The 22031-nt window shown below is 58.5% G+C and carries 14 protein-coding genes; 8 read left to right on the top strand and 6 right to left on the bottom strand.

All coding sequences use genetic code 11. The annotated features are described in order from the left end of the window. Positions 1 to 23: 23 nt before the first annotated feature. From KUF54_RS10365 to KUF54_RS10355, 3 genes are all read left to right on the top strand, one after another. On the top strand, positions 24 to 2444 hold the full coding sequence (locus KUF54_RS10365) for an acyl-CoA dehydrogenase (RefSeq protein ID WP_219342727.1): 2421 nt from the start codon (positions 24 to 26) through the stop codon (positions 2442 to 2444). A 77-nt stretch (positions 2445 to 2521) separates the two neighbouring features. After that, positions 2522 to 3925 carry an MFS transporter gene (locus KUF54_RS10360; protein ID WP_219342725.1) on the top strand — a complete coding sequence of 468 codons (1404 nt, stop codon included), beginning with the start codon at positions 2522 to 2524 and terminating at the stop codon, positions 3923 to 3925. Between the two features lie 242 nt (positions 3926 to 4167). After that, positions 4168 to 5793: an AMP-binding protein gene (locus KUF54_RS10355; RefSeq protein ID WP_219342723.1), complete on the top strand. Its 1626-nt coding sequence runs from the start codon at positions 4168 to 4170 to the stop codon at positions 5791 to 5793. Positions 5794 to 6125: 332 nt separating this feature from the next. Here the strand turns inward: KUF54_RS10355 and KUF54_RS10350 are convergent, their stop codons facing one another. Continuing rightward, positions 6126 to 7841: an amidohydrolase family protein gene (locus KUF54_RS10350; RefSeq protein WP_219342722.1), complete on the bottom strand. Its 1716-nt coding sequence runs from the start codon at positions 7839 to 7841 to the stop codon at positions 6126 to 6128. Positions 7842 to 8097: 256 nt separating this feature from the next. On the opposite strand from KUF54_RS10350, the gene KUF54_RS10345 reads away from it, so the two are divergent. Genes KUF54_RS10345 through KUF54_RS10335 form a run of 3 tightly spaced genes read left to right on the top strand, consistent with a single transcriptional unit; the run spans position 8098 to position 11630 of the window. After that, positions 8098 to 9534 (top strand): NAD(P)/FAD-dependent oxidoreductase, encoded by a 1437-nt coding sequence (locus KUF54_RS10345; RefSeq protein ID WP_255576440.1) that lies wholly within the window; start codon positions 8098 to 8100, stop codon positions 9532 to 9534. Positions 9535 to 9577: 43 nt separating this feature from the next. Then, positions 9578 to 10891: an MFS transporter gene (locus KUF54_RS10340; RefSeq protein ID WP_255576025.1), complete on the top strand. Its 1314-nt coding sequence runs from the start codon at positions 9578 to 9580 to the stop codon at positions 10889 to 10891. A 13-nt stretch (positions 10892 to 10904) separates the two neighbouring features. Then, positions 10905 to 11630 carry an EthD domain-containing protein gene (locus KUF54_RS10335; RefSeq protein ID WP_255576024.1) on the top strand — a complete coding sequence of 242 codons (726 nt, stop codon included), beginning with the start codon at positions 10905 to 10907 and terminating at the stop codon, positions 11628 to 11630. An 88-nt stretch (positions 11631 to 11718) separates the two neighbouring features. Here KUF54_RS10335 and KUF54_RS10330 read toward each other — a convergent pair whose 3' ends face one another. The 3 genes from KUF54_RS10330 to KUF54_RS10320 form a co-directional block, all read right to left on the bottom strand. Continuing rightward, on the bottom strand, positions 11719 to 12828 hold the full coding sequence (locus tag KUF54_RS10330) for a Rieske 2Fe-2S domain-containing protein (RefSeq protein WP_219342715.1): 1110 nt from the start codon (positions 12826 to 12828) through the stop codon (positions 11719 to 11721). A 157-nt stretch (positions 12829 to 12985) separates the two neighbouring features. Further along, entirely contained in the window at positions 12986 to 13822 is an 837-nt protein-coding gene (locus KUF54_RS10325) for an SDR family NAD(P)-dependent oxidoreductase (protein WP_219342713.1), read from the bottom strand. Between the two features lie 21 nt (positions 13823 to 13843). Continuing rightward, entirely contained in the window at positions 13844 to 15136 is a 1293-nt protein-coding gene (locus KUF54_RS10320) for an MFS transporter (RefSeq protein WP_219342711.1), read from the bottom strand. Between the two features lie 171 nt (positions 15137 to 15307). Between KUF54_RS10320 and KUF54_RS10315 the strand changes: the two genes are divergently transcribed. Together KUF54_RS10315 and KUF54_RS10310 are read left to right on the top strand one after the other, a co-directional pair. After that, entirely contained in the window at positions 15308 to 16732 is a 1425-nt protein-coding gene (locus KUF54_RS10315) for a coniferyl aldehyde dehydrogenase (RefSeq protein ID WP_219342709.1), read from the top strand. Positions 16733 to 16945: 213 nt separating this feature from the next. After that, complete coding sequence (locus KUF54_RS10310; protein WP_219342707.1) at positions 16946 to 17716, top strand: glucose 1-dehydrogenase; 771 nt, start codon at positions 16946 to 16948, stop codon at positions 17714 to 17716. A gap of 121 nt (positions 17717 to 17837) precedes the next feature. Here KUF54_RS10310 and KUF54_RS10305 read toward each other — a convergent pair whose 3' ends face one another. After that, on the bottom strand, positions 17838 to 19964 hold the full coding sequence (locus tag KUF54_RS10305) for an FAD-dependent oxidoreductase (RefSeq protein WP_219342705.1): 2127 nt from the start codon (positions 19962 to 19964) through the stop codon (positions 17838 to 17840). Between the two features lie 15 nt (positions 19965 to 19979). After that, positions 19980 to 21995, bottom strand: coding sequence for an NADPH-dependent 2,4-dienoyl-CoA reductase (locus tag KUF54_RS10300; protein WP_219346358.1), 2016 nt, complete (start codon positions 21993 to 21995; stop codon positions 19980 to 19982). Positions 21996 to 22031 lie beyond the last annotated feature (36 nt).

Raw genomic sequence — 22031 nt, 5'->3', positions numbered from 1 at the left:
ATTTGGAACGGAGAGTGGCGACCATGAATTTTGATTTCAGCGATGACCAGAATGTCTTGCGTACGGAGATTCGCAAATTTCTGACAAAGGAATCCCCACTGACGCAGGCGCGTGCACTGCTAGAAGGTGAAGGCAGTTACGCGCAAGGCGTGTGGAGCGGTATGGCGCAGCTGGGTGTGACGGCGCTCATGCTGCCCGAAGACTGCGGCGGCATTGGTCTGGGTGCCATGGAGATGTGCGTGGTGGCCGAAGAAGTGGGCCGCCAGCTCAGCCCCGTGCCACTGGCGTCCACCATGTATCTGGCTGTGCAGGCTTTTTTGCTATCGACGCAAGAGCAGTCACCGCAACGTCAGAAATGGCTGCAGCCTGTTTCGGGTGGAAGCATTGGCTGTCTGGCCGCGCCCACCGATGGTCAAAAACCACTGGCCGATTTGCCGGTGTTTGATGGCAGGGCGCTCAAGGGCGAATGCCCGTTGGTGGCAGACGGCATGGCCGCGCAATGGGGTGTGGCACTGGCGCGCAATGCCGCTGGCGCTGATGTACTGGTGGCCTTCAATTTTGATGCCTCTGTGCAGCGCAAGGCGCTGAAAACGCTAGACCCCTCCAAGCCTTATGCATCGCTGAGTTTTGACTGCACCGCTGCCGAGCAGCTCGATGGTGCAGCCAGCGCCGCACAGGTGCTGGAGCGCGTGCGTAATCGCGCAGCCGTGATGCTTGCGTTTGAACAATTGGGGGCTGCTGATGCCGCGCTGGAGATGGCCAGCGCTTACGCCAAGGAGCGCAAGGCGTTTGGCCGCCCCATTGGTGTCTATCAGGGTATCAAGCACAAGCTGGCTAACCTCTACACCAACAACCAGCTGGCACGTGCCCACTGCTACTACGGCGCATGGGCGCTGACGGCAGATATGGCGCAGACCGCTGGTTCACCAGATCTGCCCGCCGCCGCTGCTGCAGCTCGCGTGAGTGCGACGCAGGCATTTTCGGATGCGGCGCAGGAGAATCTGCACACCCACGGCGGCATGGGCTACACATGGGAGCTGGACTGTCATCTGTTCTACCGCCGTGCGCGCCAGCAGTCGGTTGAACTTGGCAATGTGCACGCATGGCGTGAGCAGGTCGCAGTTGAGCTGCAAAAGCGTGTGGATGCGCCACAAGAAATTGTTGCAGCGACAAGTGCAGTGCAAAGCACGGGACAGGACAGCCAGTCCATGGACTTTGAGGACACGCCCGAGGAAGCCGCCTTTCGCGCCGAGTGCCGTGCATGGCTGCAGGCCCATGCTGACCCCAAAGCCAGTGCCGATGATTATTTTGGCCGGGGCATGAGCGCCGAGCAGCGCATGGATGCGGCCCGTGCATGGCAGGGCAAGCGGGCTGCAGGCGGCTTTGGCGCCATCACCTGGCCCAAGGCGCTGGGCGGCCGTGGCGGCACGCCCATGCAAGAGCTGATCTGGCGTCAAGAAGAGGGCAAGGTCAAAGTACCTACCGGCATGTTCAACGTGAGTTTGGGCATGGTGTTGCCTTCGGTCATGGCCCACGCCAGCCCTGAAGTATTGGCTAAGCATGTGGCGCCTGCGCTGGGCGGCAAAAACCTCTGGTGCCAGCTGCTCAGTGAGCCCGGTGCGGGCTCTGACCTGGGCATGGTGCGCACCCGCGCTGAGCACGCCACCGATGGCCGCGAGGGTTGGCTCATCAACGGCCAGAAAGTTTGGACATCGCTTGCGCAGTTTGCCCAGTGGGGGCTGGTGCTGACGCGTACCAACCCGCAGGTGTCCAAGTTTGAAGGGCTGACGACTTTCTTTCTCGATATGAAGTCGCCCGGCATCACCGTTCGCCCTATCCGTCAGGCCGGGGGCGAGTCGGAATTCAACGAAGTCTTCTTCGAAAACGTATTTGTGCCCGACAGCCAGATGGTGGGTAAATTGGGCGCTGGCTGGAAGGTCACGCTGACGGGACTGATGGCCGAGCGTCTGGCGATTGGCGGTGTCATGCCGGCTGATTTGTGGCGCACCACAGCGGGTCTGCTTGCGGACTACGGGTTTGAAGGCAAGCCTGCGCTGCAGGATGGCCGTATGCGTGAACGCTGGGCCGATCTGTACCTGAAAGAGCAGGCACTGTGGTTGCTGCAATGCCGCGCGCTGACCGCCTTGAGCAAAGGTCGCCAGCCTGGCCCCGAAATGAGCGGCGCCAAAAACGTGGCTGCGGCTGCGCTGCAGGCTTTCAGCTACTTCGTCATCGACTTGCTGGGCCAGCGCGGCGTGCTGGCGGCCAGTGAGCTGGGCGAGCGCTTTGCCATGGTCGAGCGCCTGTGGTTCGGCTCTGCGGGTATGCGCATCGCGGGCGGTACTGATGAGGTGGTGCTCAACAGCATTGGTGAACGCGTGCTGGGTCTGCCCCCTGAGACTCGCGCCGACAAGGATGTGCCTTTTAGCGAACTGGTGGCGTAGAGACGGCTGCTTTGTAGCGCGTACGAATTTTCATCGATGAGCCGCAACGGAGATTGCGGATTTTCAGGAGACAGGAAATGAGTGCATCTGCTGCGGCCACTGTGCCGCTAAACGTGGCGCCAAACGTGCCGCAAAACGAGGCGACGAAGGTTGCCCCTGTTAGCAACGTGACGGGCTGGCGCCGTCATTACTTGTTGTTTGTGCTGCTGCTCGTCTATGGCATGAGCATGATTGACCGCCAGATCATGGGTGTGTTGATTGAGCCTATCAAGAAAGAGATGGGCGTCTCGGACAGTGCTATGGGCTTGCTCACCGGCTTGGCCTTTGCGCTTTTTTATAGCATTTTGGCCGTACCCTTTGGCCGCTATGCCGACCGCACCAACCGTCGCAACCTGATTGCGTGGTGCTGCGGCGGCTGGAGCATTGCCACGGGCCTGTGCGGCATGGCCGTGGGCTTTTGGAGTCTGACAGCCGCCCGCGTAGGCGTAGCGGTGGGAGAGGCAGGCAGCACGGCAGCATCAACCACCATGATTGCCGACGTGTACCCGCCAGAGCAGCGCAGCCGCGCCATGAGCGTGTTCAGTCTGGGCCCGCATCTGGGCTCGCTGATCGGGCTCGGTGTAGGTGCGTGGATTGCCCAGCACTACGGCTGGCGTGCCGCATTTTTGTGGCTGGCCTTGCCCGGTGTGCTGATCGCGCTGGTGCTGCGCCTGACTTGCCGTGAGCCCCTGCGCGGCGCCCAGGAGGCATTGGACAAGCGGGTTGCAAGCCATGCCGCAGCCGAGAAATTCTCGGATGTGATGAGCGCATTGCGCCGTAACAAAGCCTTTGTGGGAATTGGCCTTGCAGGCATGGTGATGGCGTTTTCAGGTTATGCCATTGGTATGTGGACCACCGCATTTCTGGTGCGCTCTCACGGCCTGCAGCTCAAGGATGCCGGGGCCATCATGGGTTTTATTGGAGGGCCGGGCGCGATCTTTGGTGCCTTGCTCAGTGGTTGGTTGACCGATGTGATGGCTAAGCGCGATGTGCGCTGGCAGATTGGCATTCCGTTGCTGGCAACACTGATCTCGATTCCGCTGGGGCTGGCGTTCTACCTGAATGATTCCCCCGAGAAGTGGGTGGTAGCGGGTCTGCAGATTCCGCATGCGGTTTTCTGGTACGGCCTGTTTGCGGTGTTTGCCAGCTTCTGGGCGGCTCCTGCTTTTGCGGCGCTGGCCAATGTGATTGCATCGTCGAGTCTGGCCACATCGCTGTCCATCTACAACTTGCTGCTGACAGCGGTGGGAGGCGGTTTGGGCCCGCTGACTGTGGGTCTGCTCAGCGATGCTTTTATGACTCGCGCTGGCAATGAATCGCTGCGCTGGGCTCTGGTATCCATGCTGGCTTTTTATGTGCTGGGGGCACTGGCCTATGCCTGGAGCATCAAACCTTACGCGCACCAGATGGCTGCAAAAAAGATAGCTTCTAGCCCATATTGATAAAGCACTTGAGCGTTATTTGACGCATGAAGGTGCGGCTTGCAACCAAGGAAAGATTCTGCAGGGCAACACTCGCTTATCGGCCAATATCAGCGCCCGCAAGTTTGGGTTTTTGCTCTCAGGGTCTGTCCTCAGTTCAAGTGGACGATGAATACAGTCGGTGCCCGCTAGACGATGGCGCAGTCGCCGGGCATGCCGCTACACATCGGATTTGAAACAATAAGAAAGACGGAGACAAAGACATGAAACGGACTTTCAATCTGGCAGATATTTTTGAGCTGGTGGTGCAGGCCGTGCCTGAGCGCATTGCCTTTGGATGTGGCGATCACAAGCTCACATTCAGGCAGCTCAACGATCGGGCGAACAAGCTGGGCAACGCTCTGCGTGCGCGCGGTATTGGCCGTGGCGATAACGTTGGCATTCAGCTCTACAACTGTGCGCAATACCTGGAGGCATTTTTTGCTTGCAGCAAAATTGGTGCGATTGCCGTGAACGTGAATTACCGCTATGTGACCGATGAGCTGCAAAGTCTTTTCAACAGCCTTGACCTGCGCGCTTTGGTCTATGGCGCAGACTTTGATGCGATGGTGCTAGAAGTAATTCCACAGGTGCCCACAATGCGGCTGGCGCTGCGGGTGGGCGAGGCTCGTGATGGCTTGCCAAAATTGGTGAAAAGCTATGAGCAAGTGCTGGCTGAAGGCGATGCAGAACTGAGCGACACGGACCGCAGCGATGAAGATATCTTCATGCTTTGCACGGGTGGAACAACGGGTCTACCCAAGGGAGTGATGTGGCCGCACAAGGCGCTGTTCATGGGGGCGCTGGGCGGTGGTGGTTATTACTTCCGTCGCCCGCCCATTGATGCACCAGAAGATTTGTTGCAACTGGTGCCCAATAGCCCGGCTCTTGCTTACTTGGCCGCGGCGCCGCTGATGCATGGTGCGGCCATGTGGTCCACGTTGATCAGCTTGTTCTCAGGCCATCCTGTGTATGTGAATGACCGCAAGAGTTTTGATCCGGCTCATATGCTGGATTTGATCGAGCGTCACAACATCAACGTGATGGCCGTGGTGGGCGATGCGATGGCGCAGCCCATTGTCCAGACGCTGGAGAGCAACCCCGGCAGATGGCCGCTGAAGTCGCTGATGATTTTTGGCAATGGCGGTGCGGTGTTCTCGCGCCATCTGCAGGAGCGTTTGCTGGTGCAGGTGCCGCATCTGATGCTCAACAACGGCATGGCCAGTTCTGAGTCTGGCGTGCTGGGTGGCGGTGAGAAAACACCCGAGGGCGAAGGCTTGATGCGCATCGTCCCACGTCCGGATTTGAGTGTGATTTCTGAAGACCTGCGGATTCTCACTCAGCCTGGAGACGAAGGCATTCTTGCGCGCCGTGGCCACACGCCACTGGGCTACTACGGCGACCCCAAAAAGACCGCTGAGACTTTTGTGTCCATCGACGGCAGCCGCTGGGTGCTGACGGGAGACCGTGCACGCATCGATGCAGCGGGGGACTATGTCGTGCTCGGCCGTGGTTCGCAGTGCATCAACACGGGTGGGGAAAAAGTCTACCCAGAAGAGGTCGAGGAAGCTGCTCGCCGCTGCAAGGCTGTGCAGGACGTGATGGTGGTGGGCATACCTGATGAGCGCTGGGGCAGCAAGGTGGCTGCGGTGGTGCAAGTGCAACCTGGTCAAGAATTTGATCTTCAGGAGTTTGAGCAGGTGTGCCGCGCCAATTTGTCGGGCTACAAAGTACCGCGTGCCGTCTATGTGGCCGCTGAGGTCAAACGCAGCCCTGCAGGGAAGGCAGATTACCGCTGGGCCAAGGCTTATGCGGCAGAGCATGAGCCGCTGAGCGCCGTAGTGGTCTGAGCCCGCAAGAAGAACCGTTCCAAACAGTAGAGAGATACCCTGTTCGTCGCGCCTGACGACGGGATTTAAAGGAGGCTCCGGCCTCCTTCTTTTTTAATGGGGTGCTTTGCATAGCACGCCATGCTCTTGCCATTGCCGCGGGACGGCGTGCCACAGCAACCAGTCCGCAGCCAGCAGGCCTGAAGCTAGATAAGGGGCATACGTGAGTGAATGTGAAAATCGTGGCTGTGAATTTTCCCAGGCCACTTAATTGCTGACCGCTGACCGCTGACCGCTGACCGCTGAGTATGAAAAAACGGCCCACTCGGGGCCGTTGTTCAAAACATGGCCTTCTAGACGGTCAGATCGCTGCGGCGTACCAGTTTGCCAGGCAAGGCATGGGTTGCCACACCGTCCCGATATGTAATTTCGCCGGACTTGAGGGTAAAACGATAGCCTTCGGCACCTTGCAGAAAGCGCTTGCCACCGGCAGGCAGGTCTCTGACGATTTGAGGTGGCAGGATTTTGAGTGCCTGCAGATCAATGATGTTGATATCTGCCAGCTTGCCAAGCTCCAGCGTGCCCCGGTCGGCAAAGCCGTAGAGCGCGGCAGGGCGCTGGGTGAGCAGCTGAATAGCTTCCTCGATTTTGAACAGACCGCGATTGCGAACCCATTCCGTCAGCAAAAAGGTGGTGGCGCTACCGTCGCAGATGGTGCCCACATGGGCGCCACCATCGCCGAGTGCCGGAACCGTATGGGGGTGCTTGAGCAACTCATGCAGTGCCCCGCAATCGTTGCCGATGTAGTTGGCCATGGGCAGGTACACCAACGCTTGTCCATGCTGGCCGAGCATGAAGTCGTACATCCATTCGAGGGGCGAAACATTAGCAGCATCCGCCAGGGCCTGCACCGATGATTCTGGTCCGGGCAGATAGTTGGGCTCTGACTCGCGCCAAGGGTACATGCCGGCGTAGTTGTGGCCAAAGTACTCCATGAACAGGTGAGGGTTGCGATCGGGCTCGGTGAGGATGGCGTGCCGGGTGGCTGGTTCTGCCAGCGTTTTGATGCGTTCTGTGGGTGGCAAGGTGGCCAGAGCCTCATAGCTGGGCTTGCAGGAGAAGGGGTTGAGGCTGCACTCAAAGCCCATGAGCACACCCACGGGCCGGTTCAGCACCTGGCCGGTGATGCGTTGCCCATCCGCATTAGCCTTGGCAATGTGCTGCAACAAGGTTCGGTGAAGCTGGGGTTTGTGGGGGTACTGAATGACGCTGAGGGTGCTGGCACATCCCGTAGCCTGGCTGACGCGGGTCAGGATGCTGAATTCTTCTTCGGTATTGTCGAAGTCCGAAATCATCTGAAACACGCTGTTGGGATGATCCTTGAGCGAGAGGCCCAGTTGCAGCAATTCCTCGCTGGCGGCCTGGTACATGGGTGTGAAATCACCCGATTTGGAGCGGTGCGCCATGGTGCGTGAGGTGGAAAGCCCCACCGCTCCAGCGGCCAGGCCCTGCCGCACCAGTTGTTGCATGGCTTGCAGGTCCGCGGCCGTCGCCTGTTCACGGCGCACGGCGCGTTTCCCCATGGCATAGACACGCAAGGGGCCGTGGGGCAGCAGGGCCGCAATATCGATGTCATAGCAGCGCTGATCCAGCGCTTGCAGGTATTGCGGAAAACTTTCCCATGTCCACGGCAGCCCTTCATGCAAGGCTGTGTCGGGAATGTCCTCCACTCCTTCCATCAGTGCAATCAATGTGTTGCGGTCTTCGGGGCGGCAGGGGGCAAAGCCCACGCCGCAATTACCCATGACTGCCGTAGTTACGCCTTGCTGAGAGGTGGGCCACAGGCGCTCATCCCAGGTGGCTTGCCCATCAAAGTGCGTGTGCACATCCACAAACCCGGGGGTTACAAGCAGGCCTGTGGCGTCAATTTCAGTGCTTGCCGTGCCTGTCAGGTGGCTGCCTATGGCTGCGATGCGGCCATTGTTGATGGCAATGTCTGCGCAGTAGGGCGCTTGGCCGGTTCCATCGACCACGCTGCCATGGCGTATGAGTACTTCAAAGTGCGGCATGTTCTGTCTCCTCATGTTTTTCGGGGGCTGCTGGTGCAGTCTTGTGACATTAGGAAGGGGTGAGGCACTTGGGCATATAGGGTCAGTGAGTCGTCCATTAAGACGATGTGGTGCAAGGGGCAGGCAACCACGATGCGTAAGGCTGCTTCATTGATGGAGACAAGGAGGTGGCCACACTCTCACCCTGCGGTACAAGCCTGCTTTGACAGGTACAGGGCTTCATCCAGACGTCATTGAAAAGGACGACGGCGTGTCTATGAGAAATGCTTCAACTACAGAGAAAAAACCGTGCGTGGCCATCGTGGGGGCCGGTACCAGCGGGGTGGTCTGCGCCAAGGTGCTGAGCCAGCAAGGGCTTGATGTCGTGGTGTTCGAAAAAGGCAGTCAGTTGGGAGGACTCTGGCGCTTTGGCAACGACAACGGCATGAGTTCCATCTACCGCTCATTGCATATCAACACCAGCAAACGGATGATGCAGCTGTCGGACTTCCCGATGCCTGCACATATTGCCGAGTACCCGAGCCACACAGAGATCATTGAATACTTTGAGTCCTATGCAGAGGCATTCAATGTGCGTGCGCTGATTCGCTTCAACACTGAAGTGCTTCACATCAGCAAGGTATCTCAGGGGCAGTGGCTGATGAAGATCTGCCAGCCGGACGGGCAGGTTGAGGTGCAGGAGTTTGAGCATGTGGTGATTGCTAATGGCCACCACTGGAATCCTCGCATGGTGAAGTTTCCGGGGCATTTCAATGGCCAGCAATTCCACGCCCATCACTATGTGGATATCAAGTCGCCCGTGAATATGGCCGGCAAGCGCGTGGTGGTGATCGGCGCAGGCAACTCTGCCATGGACATTGCCAGTGAGCTGGGTCAGGCGCTGCGCATGGATATGTCCACGCCAGCCGACCAGGTGACGGGTCCGGTCAAAGTCATTTTGTCGCAGCGCTCCGGTGTCTGGATTGCGCCCAAGGTGCTGGGCAATATTGCACAAGACAGCAAAGTCCGTCACCCCATGACGCGCCCCGGGTTGATGGAGAAATTGCGCCGGCGCTATGTGCCGCGTGCCTTGCGCACCAAGGCATACAACCTGATTGCCGAGCATTTGATTCGCAGCGTGGCAGGAGATCCTTCACGCGTTGGGCTCAAGCAACCGGTAGAGCCGTACTCCTATCGCCATGGCACGATTTCTCAGGACATTCACTCGCGTCTGATTCATGGCGATATTGTTCCCAAAGGCAATATCACCGAGTTGCGCGGCGACACGGTGGTCTTTGAGGATGGCAGTCAAGAGCGTGTCGATGTGCTGGTGCACTGCAGTGGCTATCGCATCACGTTTCCGTTTTTCGATGCGAATTTCATCAGTGCCCCGAACAACGATATAGCGCTGTGGCAGCGCATGGTGTTGCCACAGCATCAGGGGCTTTACTTCGTGGGCTTGGTGCAACCCAAGTGCTCCATGATGCCTGTGGCTGAGCTGCAGTCCAGCTTTTTAGCCGACGCCATTTTGGGGCGAATTGCGTTGCCGAATCCTGAGACCATGGAACGCGAAATGCACCAGGCCTATGAAGCGGCGAAGTCCGGCTTTACACGTTCGGAAAGTCACACCATCCAGATCGATTGTGAAGAGTACAGCCACGATCTTTTTGCGCAGTGGGAGCAGTGCCTGCGACTTCAGAAAAAAGCGGCTTAGCGAAATCTGCTCAGGCGTTGAGCAATGCACAAGCAAGAAAACAATGACAGAAAAAAATCATCAAAACAAATCGAGAGTGTATGTGCTGGCATTGCTGACGGCCCTGTCTGCCATGACGTTCATGGACCGGCAGATTCTGGCGGTGCTGTTGCAGCCTATCAAACAGGAGTTTGGCTTTTCAGATCTGCAGATTGGCCTGATTACCGGCCTTGGCTTTGCGCTGACCTTTGGCGCGCTGGGCATTCCTCTGGGGCGCCTAGCTGACCGACGCGAGCGTCGTGGCCTGATTGCCTGGTGCCGAGGCATTGGCGGCTGTATTGCAGCCTTGGGAGCGCTGGCGACTGGGGCAGGGGGCTTGGCGGCTTCTCGTGCAGGCGCTGCGCTGGGCGATGCGGGAGGTGGGGCGGCATCCATGTCTATTCTTGCCGATCTGTATGCGCCGACGGAGCGCTCGCGCGCCATGAGTGTGTTTGGCGTTGGCGGAGCTGTCGGGGCATTGCTGGCGCTGCTGCTGGGGCCGCTGTTTGCGCAGTGGTGGGGCTGGCGGGTGACGATGGTCATCATCGGTGTGGCGATTGTGCTGCTGTCGCTGATCTTGCGCTTGACGGTGCAAGAACCTGTGCGAGCACTGACTCAGGCCGCTATGACTCAGGCGGTTGCCAGCCATGCGAGCGCAGTTGCCAAACCAGCGCAATCTGCCGTGAAATTAATATGGAATGAGCCTGTAACGCGCTTTCTGATTATGGGTGCTGCTTGCGCTTTGATAGCAGGCTTGTCGATAGGTTCGTGGAATGTGGCGCTGCTGGCGCGGCGCTTTGACTTGAGTCTCAAGCAGGCGGGTGGTATCTCTGCTGTGGCTGCATTTTTGTCGGTGGCGGGCAGTCTTTTTTCGGGCTGGCTGACGGACAGATTGGCCCGAGGCGATGTGCGCTGGCAGATTCGCATTCCCGTCATCGGCGTGGGCTTGGCTGCGCTTTTTGGGCTGGCTTACCTGCTGGTGAGCGATGAATTGTTTTCGCTCTCTTTAGCCTGCATGTTGATTTACTCATTTTTTACGGCTTGGTGGGCACCTGCAACCTATGCCGCGCTGAGCTTGGTGGTGCCTGCACAGCGCCGTGCCACGGCCAGTGCCATGGTGCTGATGGCGGGTGCTTTGCTGGGCAATGGTGTGGGGCCGATTGCTGCGGGCTGGCTCAGCGATGTGCTCAATACGGTCTGGCAAGGTCAGGGCTTGCGCTATGCAATGGTGGTGATGATGTGCATGCTGTTGCCGGGGCTGTGGGCTTTTGCGCAGGCGCTGGCGCACTACCCCAAGGCTTATCGTCAGGCGCATTCTTCAGCGGCTGTACCTGCCTGAAATGGTTGAAAAAATGATGCAAGAAGAAAACCAACCCACGGTGTGGAAGATGATTTATCTGGCCCGGCGCAACCCGGCGCTGGCGGCCGCAGACTTCCCGCAGGCTTGGCGCGAGCATTCAGCGCTGGGTCGGCAATGCAAGAGCGTGGGCCAGCGCGTCAAGGCGGTGGCTCAGTGCTCGCGCCAGTTGCAAGCGAATGCATTGGCACTCAGTAGCGACTATGACGGCGTCAATCTGATGGTGCTGGCAGAGAGAGAGGCCGGTGCCGCTATCTGGGACGACCCGGAAACGCTGGCCATCATGCGCCCCGACGAGCCGCGTGTGTTTGCTGACTATGTGCGCAACTTCTCGGTGCTGTGCCGCCAGCAGGTGCTGTATGACAGTTTGGCTGCTGGTGCATCGGCTGCTGCGCTGCCGCAAAAAGAGCAAGTCATGTTGATTGGTTTTTTACAGCGCAGCGATGAGTGGCAAGGCGCTCCAATGAGTTTTGAGCAGTGCCCGCCGAAGTGGAAAAGTGGTGGGCTCAATCAGGCCAGCCGGATTGTCTGCAACACGCTTGATGAGAAAGCGCCAGCCGGCTATGGCTACCGCTATATCGTCGAGTGGTGGTTTGACTCGGTGGAGTTGGCTCTTAGTGCAGCGCATAACCTTGATGTTTCAGCGGCTGCGCAGTCTGGTGAGTTTGGTTGGGGCGTGCATCAGTTCATATTGACAGAAGTGACACACGCCAGACCCTGAGGTCTTCTCTTAGTCATTGAGGAAAAAAGGCCCATGCAATTTGCATGGGCCTTTTAAATGGGCTTTTTACCTTGGAATGACTCTGCGATCAGGCAGCGGCTTCTTCAGTGTCTGGAGTGTAGGCAACCATACCGCGAGGGATGTACTTGCCTTCGCACTGGTCCAGATACTCTGCAGCCTTGGCGCGCGGGTTGTAGAACTGCTTGTACCAGATACGGGCCTTGAGGAAGGCGCCGTCGCTAGGGATGAACAGCGGGTTCAGGCAAGGTGCTTTTTGCGACCAGACTTCAAAGTCTTGTGCAAAGGCCATACGGCTGGCTTCTTGGAACTGCTTGGCAGCAACCACGTCCGCTTTACCAGGCAGGCCGCCATGCATGGTCTTGACCAGCAGGTTGTGCCAGACCTTGATCTTGCCGTCCTCGATGGGGGTGTGCATGATCATCATGAACGAATTGAACATGCCGCTGACCTTGGAGACCAAAATGGCTGGGCCGTGGTACCAAGTGTCGGTGTGCAGCATGTCGCTGGCGCCGCCTTCGCCCACCAGTGTGCGGTGGCCGCCACACTGGCGCTGAATGGCGTTGTGGCCCTTGAATTCGTTTTCAAAGCGTTCCACGGTAGAGCCGTGAATGGGGCTCAGGTGACCGTAGTCGGCAATGTTGTCCACGACTTCCATAGGGTGCTGGTTCAGCTCGCCCAGATAGTCCCAGTCGCCGTTGGTATAGGTTTCATCGAACCAGTCACCAAACACGGGCAGGTCGTAATCGGGGGCGCCACCTTCGGGGTCAAACCAAGCCCAGATCGCGCCGTATTGTTCGACCACGGTCCAGCTCTTGACGGCCGCAGCCGCTGGGATGGCACCGTCGTGATAGGGGATGTCGTTGCACTTGCCGTCCGCGCCAAAGCGCCAGCCGTGGTAAGGGCAGCGAATGCCATCATCTTCAACGTTGCTGCCACCGCCATCGATCACCACGTAGCTTGTGGTGTTGGGCGCAGCCAGATGGGTCTTCATGTGGGGGCAGTAGGCATCCAGAAGAATGACCTTGCCGCTTTCGCGACCGCGGTACAGCGCGAAATCTTGGCCAAAAAAGCGCACAGCCACAGGTTTGTGGGTGTTGAGCGCCTTGGCATCAGAAATCATGAACCAGCCACGTGGGTAGGTAAATTCACCGAGGCGGTAGTCCTTCGTGGTTGCCATTGCAGAAGTCTCCATATTTTGTTTTGGACACTTCATCTTCGTGCGGCAGGCGGCTGCGCGCATACTCTGTTTGGACGAGTGTATGCGCGACCTTGATCTGGCGCAAACCGCTCAGGGTTTGCGCTAGGGTCGATGTTTGCGCTTGCTTTCGATAAACCTAAGCGGCTACGGCCACGCGCTCTTTGTACAGCGGCTGCAAGTCAATTAGGGTGTAGGCCTTGGCAAGGGGCAACGCGTCTTCTTCTGTGCCCAGCCAGAACAAAGCAGCGGCAATCTCTTGTGGGGTGGATGCTCCATAGCGCTGGGCTAGCACACCATCGTCACCCAGAGTTGCCTTGACGGCTTCGGTGGTCACCACACCGGGGTTGACGCTGAAGGCGCGTACGCCCTGCGTTTTGTATTCAGTGTTGATGCAACCAGCTAGGCGCGCAATCGCAGCTTTGGATGCGCCATAGGCAAAGCCCCAGCCGCCTTTGTCTGCCGGCACAGGCGGGTTGAACTGGCCTGCAGCCGAGCTGACGTTGATGATGCGACCACCGCCTTGCGCCACCATGCTGGGCAGCAGGCGCTGCGCCAGCTGGAAGGGAGCAATCACATTGCCCAGCATTGAGCGCTCAAGCGATGCGCTGCTGATGTCGGGGATCAGGTCGTTGACTTCACGGTTTTGATAGACGGCGTTGTTGATCAGCAAATCCACGCGGCCAAAGCGCGCCAGCACAGCATCGGCGGCCTTGTCGAGGCTGCCCAGATCCATCAGATCCATGACATGGGAGAACACCTCGCCGCCAGCGGCTTCAATCGCCGCGGCGGTGGATTGCAGGCTGCCTGAAAGCAGTTGACCATTGGGCAGGCGCAGCTGATTTTCTAGTTGCGCACCTTCGGCAAGCGTACGAGCAGTGATGGCGACGCGCCAGCCCTTGCTGGCAAAGAATACGGCAGTGGCTGCACCAATGCCGCGGCTAGCACCGGTGATGAGGACGACGGGTTGAGTCATAAAAAAGTCTCCGAATTCTTGTTATGTAGCTGCTGACTGAAGTTGCTGCAGGCGTTGCTTGTAAGGGTTGATCGCCAAAGCAAAGAACAGCACGGTAAGGATGAGGATAGATACCACACTCATCAATGCCCAGCGCAGGCCTTCTGCGCCATGAGACTGAGAAAAGTAATCTGACAGCATTCCGGTGACCAATGGGCCTAGGCCCACCCCCAGCAATGTCATAAACAAATTGAGCAGGGCGGCAGCTACGCTGCGCTCTTTAGCCGTCACCATCTGACTGATGGCGCTGTATGAAAGCGTGGCAAACCAGCTGGCAAAAAATCCAAACACCAGTGCAAAGGCCATGGCGTAAGGCACTTTGATACCAGCGACTGTCCAGAAGTCGGATACAGGCCAGAAAAACACGGCGATACCCGCAGGCACGGCGCAGAAAGTGCCAATGGCGGCCAGGCGCAGCTGCCAGCGAGCATCGCGCTGAGTCAGTTTGTCGGAGAGCCAGCCGCAGAACATAGCGCCAAAGACCGCGCCCAAGCCGCTGGCCAGGCCAAACACCAAACCCGCATGAGAAATGCTCATGCCGTGAATGCGCATGAAAAAGCTGGGAGCCCAAACACCATAGCCATAACCGGCAATCCCGGCTGCACCGCAAGCCAAGCAGATATTGCGCAGCGGCGCCATGCTCAGCAGGCGTTTGACTTGCCGCATCATGGATTCGCGTGGCTCTGTGCTTTTTTCAGCTGTTTTGGCAGCTTGCGCTTCATAAGCACCGCGCACAGGTTCTTTGACGAAAAAATACACCAGCAGCGCAAGAATGACACCCGGAATGCCAAAGGCCAAAAATACCGAGCGCCAGCCGTAGTACTGCGCCACCATGCCGCCAATCACCAAGCCCAGCAGCGTGCCCAAGTTAGGGCCCATCATGAACAAGCTGATGGCAAACGAGCGCATCTTGGGTGGATACAGATCGGAGACGATGGAGATGGACGGCGCCATGCCGCCAGCCTCACCCACAGCCACGCTCATGCGTGCCACCAGCATGTGCCAGTATTGGGTAGCAAAGCCGCAGGCCGCGGTTGCAAGACTCCAAACACCGCAGCACACAGCCACGATGTTGCGGCGATTTTTTGTATCAGCTATGCGCCCTACAGGAACGCCCAGCACCGCATAAATCAGGCCAAAGGCCAAACCTGTAAGCAGGCCCATTTCCGTATCTGAAGCACCAAACTCCTGCTTGATGGGCTCCAGCAAAATAGAGAGCACCTGGCGGTCAATGAAAGAGAAAATATAGACCAAAGCCAGTAACGCAAGACTCATGTGAGTGCGCCAAGTGACGGGGGGGGCGTGGTTTGAGGGGTGTGCATGCGCTGCATCGTGCGGGCGGCTCGGCGTTGTGCCATCGTCTTTTCGGACGACGACCGGGAAATCCTGAGGTCTGAGCATGTAAGCCTTGAAGCAGGGCTTTAAGAGAAATATCAAGGAGACAAAATGACCCAAACGAATTCGTCCATTGGCGTTCGCCAACTGCTGGACATGCAAAACCAAGCTTTTATTGCAGAGGGCGCAGTTAGCGCCGAGGTGCGAGTGCAGCGCATTCAGCAAGTGATTGACCTGCTAGTCGAGTCCAAAGATGCGCTGTGCCAAGCCATGGGCGAAGACTTTGGTGGTCGCCCAGCAGTGTTTTCCCTAGCCAATGACATTCTTGGCTCACTGTCTTCGCTCAAGCATGCTCGTGATCATCTGACCGAGTGGCTGGGCGATTCAGTGCGCCCCAGCGTTAAGCCTTTTGACATGTTTGGCGCATCGGCCTGGGTCAAATACCAGCCCAAGGGCGTGATCGGCATCATCGGCACGTGGAATGCACCGCTTTTCACACTGCTGTCGCCACTGGCCTGCGCTTTTGCAGCAGGCAATCGTGCCGTGCTCAAGCCTTCTGAAATTGCACCTCGCACCGCGCAGGTTCTGGCTGATGCGGTGGCCAAGCGTTTTGATCCCCAAGTGCTGGCTGTGGTGCAAGGAGGTCCTGAAGTGGCAGCTGAGTTCTCTGAGCAGCCCTGGAACCATCTGGTCTTCACCGGTTCGACCAGCGTGGGCAAGCTCATCATGGCGGCTGCGGCCAAAAACTTGGTACCCGTCACGCTCGAGCTGGGCGGCAAGTCGCCCGTGCTGGTGGGTGATTCGGCCGATCTTGCTAGCGTGGCTGAACGTATCGCCGTGGGCAAGTCGCTGAACTCGGGTCAGCTTTGCGTGTCGCCCGATGTGGTGTGGGTGCACGAGTCGCGGCTGCAGGCATTGGCGGACGGTATCGTGGCTCAATACCAGTCGCTGTACCCATCCGTCACCGCGAATGCGGATATGACACCTGTGGTCAACGAGCGTCATCACGCCCGCGTTCACGGCTATGTGCAAGATGCCAAGGCCCGTGGCGTGCAAGTGCTGGAAGCTGGCGCTGCTCAAACCGGCGTGGACCGCCGCCTGCCTTTGGCGGTGGTGATCAACCCCCCTCACGATGCTGAAATTTCTCAGCATGAAATCTTCGGCCCCGCCGTAGTGCTGCGCAGTTTCCAAAACATTGCTGATGCGGTGGCCGCCATTAATCAAGGTGACCGCCCGCTGGCGCTGTATTACTTTGGCAGTGATGAGACTGAGCAAAACTGGGTGCTGGATAACACCTTGTCTGGCGGAGTCTCGATTAACGATGTGGTCATGCACCCCGCGCTAGAAGACGCTCCGTTTGGAGGCGTGGGCGCTTCAGGCATGGGTCACTACCATGGCCGCGAAGGCTTTATGGAGTTCAGCCATGCACGCTCGGTGTACAAGGCAGGTAACCACGACCCGCGCCGCGAGTGGGGGATGTTGCCACCTTATTACGAGCAGTTTGCGCAGATGTTGAATGCGGCGGTAACGCCCTGAGGTTGCTAGCGGTGCTGTACTTGTACTGCGCTGTTTTGACGCCCTGCCTTGGCAGGGCGTTCTGCTTTTTGGCTTGGGGGTGGGGCGCTCATCGTTCTGACTCAATGGCCTATGTTTGACCATGAGGGCTTGTCCCATGGTTCGTTTGGCTGATGTTCTAAAAGCCTGTTTTGCAGAGCATGAGCAGCTCGCAATGCAATCAAAGGACGGGTCATGAACGAGATTTTTCAGCAGTTTTCGCTGCAAGGGCAGGTCGCTGTGGTGACCGGCGCAGGCAAAGGTATTGGCCGGGCTTGCGCCATCACCCTCGCCAAAGTAGGTGCGGATGTAGCGCTGTTTGCTCGTACCGAAGCCGATCTGCTGGCCGTCAAAGCAGACATCGAAGCACTAGGTCGCCGCGCCATCATGGTGCCCGGTGATGTGAACAACCCAGAAGACTTAGACCAGCTGATCGCCCGCACGGTGGCAGAGTTGGGCAAGCTCACCGTGCTGATCAACAACGTGGGCGGCGGCGGCCCCAACGATCCGCGCAAGGTCAGCGGCAAAGCCGTGGGCGATATGCTGGCGTTTAATGTGGTGCCTGCATACACGCTGATCCAGAAAGCGGCAGAGGCCATGGCGGCGGCGGGCGGTGGCGCGGTGGTCAACATCTCATCGACGGCAGCGCGTTACTCGCAAAAATACTTCAGCGCCTATGGCGCAGCCAAGGCCGCACTCAACCAGATGACGCGCTGCTTGGCGCAAGACTTTGGTCCCAAGGTGCGCATCAACGCCATTGAGCCGGGCACCATCATGACCGATGCGCTGGCCCCTTTTCTCACGCCGGAGCGCAAGGAACGCATGGAGCGCACCACGCCCATGGCGCGGCTTGGCCAGCCTGAGGACATTGCAGCGGCAGCGCTGTTCTTGGTCAGCCCTGCATCAAGCTGGGTGACTGGCAAAGTGCTGGGTGTGGATGGCGGCGTAGAAGCGCCTAATTTCTGAGGTATTCAAAACAAGGGACTGTCCCTCTCCAAAAGCAAAGGGGCCGCGAGGCCCCTTTTGGATTGAATCTGAAGAAAATACCGCTGCAGTCCAATCACTGCCTTCGGTATTAGCTATCAAATTAGATGGTACGACCTGCGGCGTGGCCTGAGTGCATGGCGCCCTCGATATAGCCCAGGTCGTTGCAGTCACCAATGCGGCGCACAAGGATTGGTGTGATGGACTGCAGCTGATCGGCCACGGTGGAGTCGGGCTCGGCGCCCATGGCGATGACTACAGAGTCTGCGGCGGTGCGGTTTTCTTCGCCCTTCTTGTCCGTCCAGACCACTTCCTTGCGCTCGATTTGGGTCACGGTGGACTGCATCAGCAGCTTGCCGTGGGCCTTCACCGCGTCATATACGCGCCAGCGGCGCACGATGGGCAGCTCAGAGCCGGGGTGGGTGCCAGGGTCCAGCACCGTGACCTCACGGCCGCGCTCGATCAAAAATTCAGCCAGCTCTAAACCGACCAAGCCTGCACCGATGATGGTCACGCGCTTGCCCAGCGGCATCCACAGCTTGGACAGGCTTTGAATCGCTGCCGTGCTGTCCGTCACCTTGAGCATGCCGCCGGCCTTGAACATGGCGCGCTCGGCCAAGTTCAGCTTGGCCTTGGCAACTTCGTCAGCGCGGTCGCCCGTCATCAGGCGGCGCAGCTCGTCACCGCTCCACACGTGGTCTTGATCAGCGCCGGTGATGGGGGGGGCAGCGCGCTTGGCACCGGTACCCACCAGAATTTCGTCGGGCTTGAGCTGATCCAGCAGCTTGGCATCCACCGTGGTGTTCAGGCGTACGTCGATTTGCGGGTGCTTCATCTGCTTGACCAGATAGTCCAGCAGGCGGCCGTTTTCAGGGTAAGCCAGTGCAGCAAAGAACAGCGTGCCGCCCAGGCGGTCGCTGCGCTCGGCCAGCGTTACGCGGTGACCGCGCAGGGCTGCGACTCGGGCGGCTTCCATGCCGGAAGGGCCGCCGCCGACGATCAGTACATGCTTGGGCTTTTCAGCAAAAGTAATGGTCTTGGTAGTCTCGTGACCTGTCTGCGCATTGACGGCGCACTTGATACCCTTGTTGATAAAAATCTCGCTGACGCAGGCATAGCAATAGATGCAGGGGCGAATATCTTGCGCGGCATTGGCCTGCAATTTGTTGGCTAGCTCGGGCTCAGCCAGCAACTTGCGGCCCATGGCAACAAAGTCGATTTCCCCTTTGGTGATGGCTACAGCTGCATCATCGATCTCCCAGCGGCCTGCCGAGATGATGGGGATCGTCACAGCCTTTTTGATGTCGCGGGCGAATTCGCGATAGGCATTGGCCTTTTGCGGAATGGGCGCGTCGGTAAACGCCGAGCCTGTGGGCAGGCGCGCATAGGCTGAAACGCTGATGGCATCCACGCCCAACTCTTCACAGAGCTTGGCGGTTTTAAGCGCTTCCTCCATGACGATGCCGCCGGGTGTGTGCATCTCTTCTGCATCGATACGCACCCAGACAGGAAAATCTGCGCCCACACGCTTGCGCACTTCGGTCAGCACTTCGCGCAGCAGGCGGCTGCGGTTTTCGTAGCTGCCGCCGTATTCGTCGGTGCGGCTGTTGAAGAAGGGCGACAGGAAGTTGGCAATCATGTAGTTGTGCGCGCAATGCACTTCTACCGCGTCAAAGTTGGCCTGCTTGGCGCGCAGCGCGGCGGCGGCAAACCATTCAATCATTTGCGCAATGTCTGCCTTGTCCATCACGCGGTAGCGGTCTGGGTAGGGGCCGACACCGACAAAGGTGGAGAACTCCTTGGGAGTGACGGTGCGCATGGCTTCAGCCACGGGACCATCGGGAGGAATGGATGACACCCACATTTCACGCCCATGCGTGCGATCGTTGGCCGCGACCTTGCCACTGTGGTTGATCTGAATCGCCACCTTGCCGCCGTGGGAGTGCACGCGGCGTGTCACTTCGGCGAGGCCGGGGATAAAGGTGTCTTCAGAAATACCCAGTTGATGCGGCTCGCTGGTGCCGCTGGGCCATGAGATGGCCGCTGTCCCCATGATGATGAGGCCGGTGCCGCCCCTGGCACGCTCTTCATAATAGGCTTGGGCGCGTTCGCCGCAGATACCGTCCGTGCCGCCATAGTTCTCGCCCATAGGGGCCATAAAGATGCGGTTCTTCAGCTCCATGGAGCCAATGCGTCCAGTTTGGAGAAGGGATGCGTGGGGATTACTCATTTTGTTTCTTGTCTCCTATAGTTTTCGGCCAAGTTCTGCGCCTTCGTTGATAGCTCTTGCGGCATCAATTTTGTGAGCATCTCGTGCCCCGCCAATCACGGTATGCGCAATATCTTGTGCTTGCAGTCGTGCCGACCAAGGGTTGTGAGACTCCTGCCCGGCGCAAATCACAATGTGGTCCACGCTCAAGCAGCGCAGCTCGCCAGCTATGCGCAGGTGCAGGCCGTTGTCGTCGATGTGGATGTACTTCACATCGTTGAACATGCGGGCACTTTTTTTCTTGAGTCGGGTGCGGCGAATCCAGCCCGTGGTGGTGGGCAGTGTTTTACCCATGGGAAACTTGCTGCGCTGAAGCAACCAAAGTTGGCGCGGAGAAGCGATTGTTTCGATCGGCTTGATGCCGCCGCGCAGCTCGCGTGTCTGATCAATACCCCATTCGCGTTCAAAAGCGGCAACGCTTCCGTCTTCGGCCCTGCTGTGGCTCAGCAACTCAGCCACATCAAAGCCTAGAGAGCCTGCACCCACAATGGCGATGCGTTCGCCCAGAAAGCGCGGGTTGCGAAGCGCCTCCATATAGTCAAGTACCTTAGCGTTGTTCTCGCCCGCAATGCCGCTGCGCCGTGGCACCACACCAGTGGCAATCACCACATGGTCAAAGTCTGCGAGTGCGCTCACATCGGGCGTATGGTTCAGGCGCAGCTCAATACCAAGGCGTTGAATTTCATTTTCAAAATAACGCAGCGTCTCGCCGAGTTCTTGCTTGCCCGGTATCTTCTGCGCCAAAAAAAGCTGGCCGCCAATGCGAATGCTGGGCTCGAACAAAGTCACGCGGTGGCCCCGCTCAGCCGCTTCACGGGCGCAGGCCAAACCTGCGGGGCCGGCGCCCAATACGGCAATTTTGATTAATTTTTCTGCTTTTTTGATGGGCCATTCCCACTCACGGCCAGCGCGGGGGTTGACGAGGCAGCTGACAGGTTGGCGTGAAAAGATGCGATCCAGACAGGCTTGGTTGCAGGCAATGCAGGTGTTGATGGCGTTGCTCTGACCGGCTTGCGATTTGCGCACAAAGGCCGGGTCGGCTAAAAACGGGCGCGCCATGGCCACCATGTCGGCATGACCTTGGGCGATGAGGTCGTCCGCTATCTCAGGGGTGTTGATGCGGTTGCTGGCTACCACGGGCACAGATACAGCCTGTTTGAGCTGCTGAGCAGCCCAGCTAAAGGCGGCGCGCGGCACGACCATAGCCACGGTGGGAATACGCGCCTCGTGCCAGCCCACGCTGGTGTTGAACAGGTCTACGCCTGCTGCTTCCAGCTGGCGGGCTAGGTCAAGTACCTCCATCCAGTGGCTGCCATGCTCGACCAGATCCATCAGCGACAAGCGAAAGCTGATGACAAAGTTCTCAGGCAATGCCGCGCGAATACCCTGCACGATGCGCAGCGCAAAGCGGCTGCGGCCTTTGGCATCGCCGCCCCAGCCATCCTCACGAAAGTTGGTGAGAGGGGCCAGAAACTGGTTAATCAGATAGCCCTCGCCACCCATGATTTCCACGCCGTCGTAGCCAGCATCTTTGGCCAGTAACGCGCAGCGCACATGGTCGGCAATGATTTGCTCGATCTGCTCGTGGCTCAGCTCCAGTGAGCTGCGGTTGCTGAGTTTGGAGATCACGCTGCTGGGTGATACGCCGCCACTGCCGTGGTCGTAGCGCCCCACATGCAGCAGTTGCATGAGGATGTGGCAGCCCTGTGCGTGCACGGCCTGCGTGATGACGTGGTGGCGCTGGGCCTGCTCTGGGGTGCAGAGGGTGGAGAACTCGGCATTTTCTGGCATGCCCAAGGCATGGGGGTTGACGCCAAAACCACCTGTCACAATCAGCTGCAACCCCTCTCGAGCACGTTCGGCATAGAAGACAGCCAGCTTTTCCAGACCTTGAGCTTGATCCTCTAAGCCGGTATGCATGGAGCCCATCAGAATGCGATTCTTCAGCCTGAGGTGACCTACGCGAATGGGTTGGAACAAAGAGGGGTACATGAGGTGCTCAGCAGACAATGGCGATGCCAGTGCGGA

The organism is Comamonas sp. Y33R10-2, assembly GCF_019355935.1.
Classification (GTDB): Bacteria; Pseudomonadota; Gammaproteobacteria; order Burkholderiales; family Burkholderiaceae_C; genus Comamonas.
The sequence above is the reverse complement of the archived record's forward strand: the minus strand, read 5'-3'. Positions and strand labels throughout refer to the sequence as shown.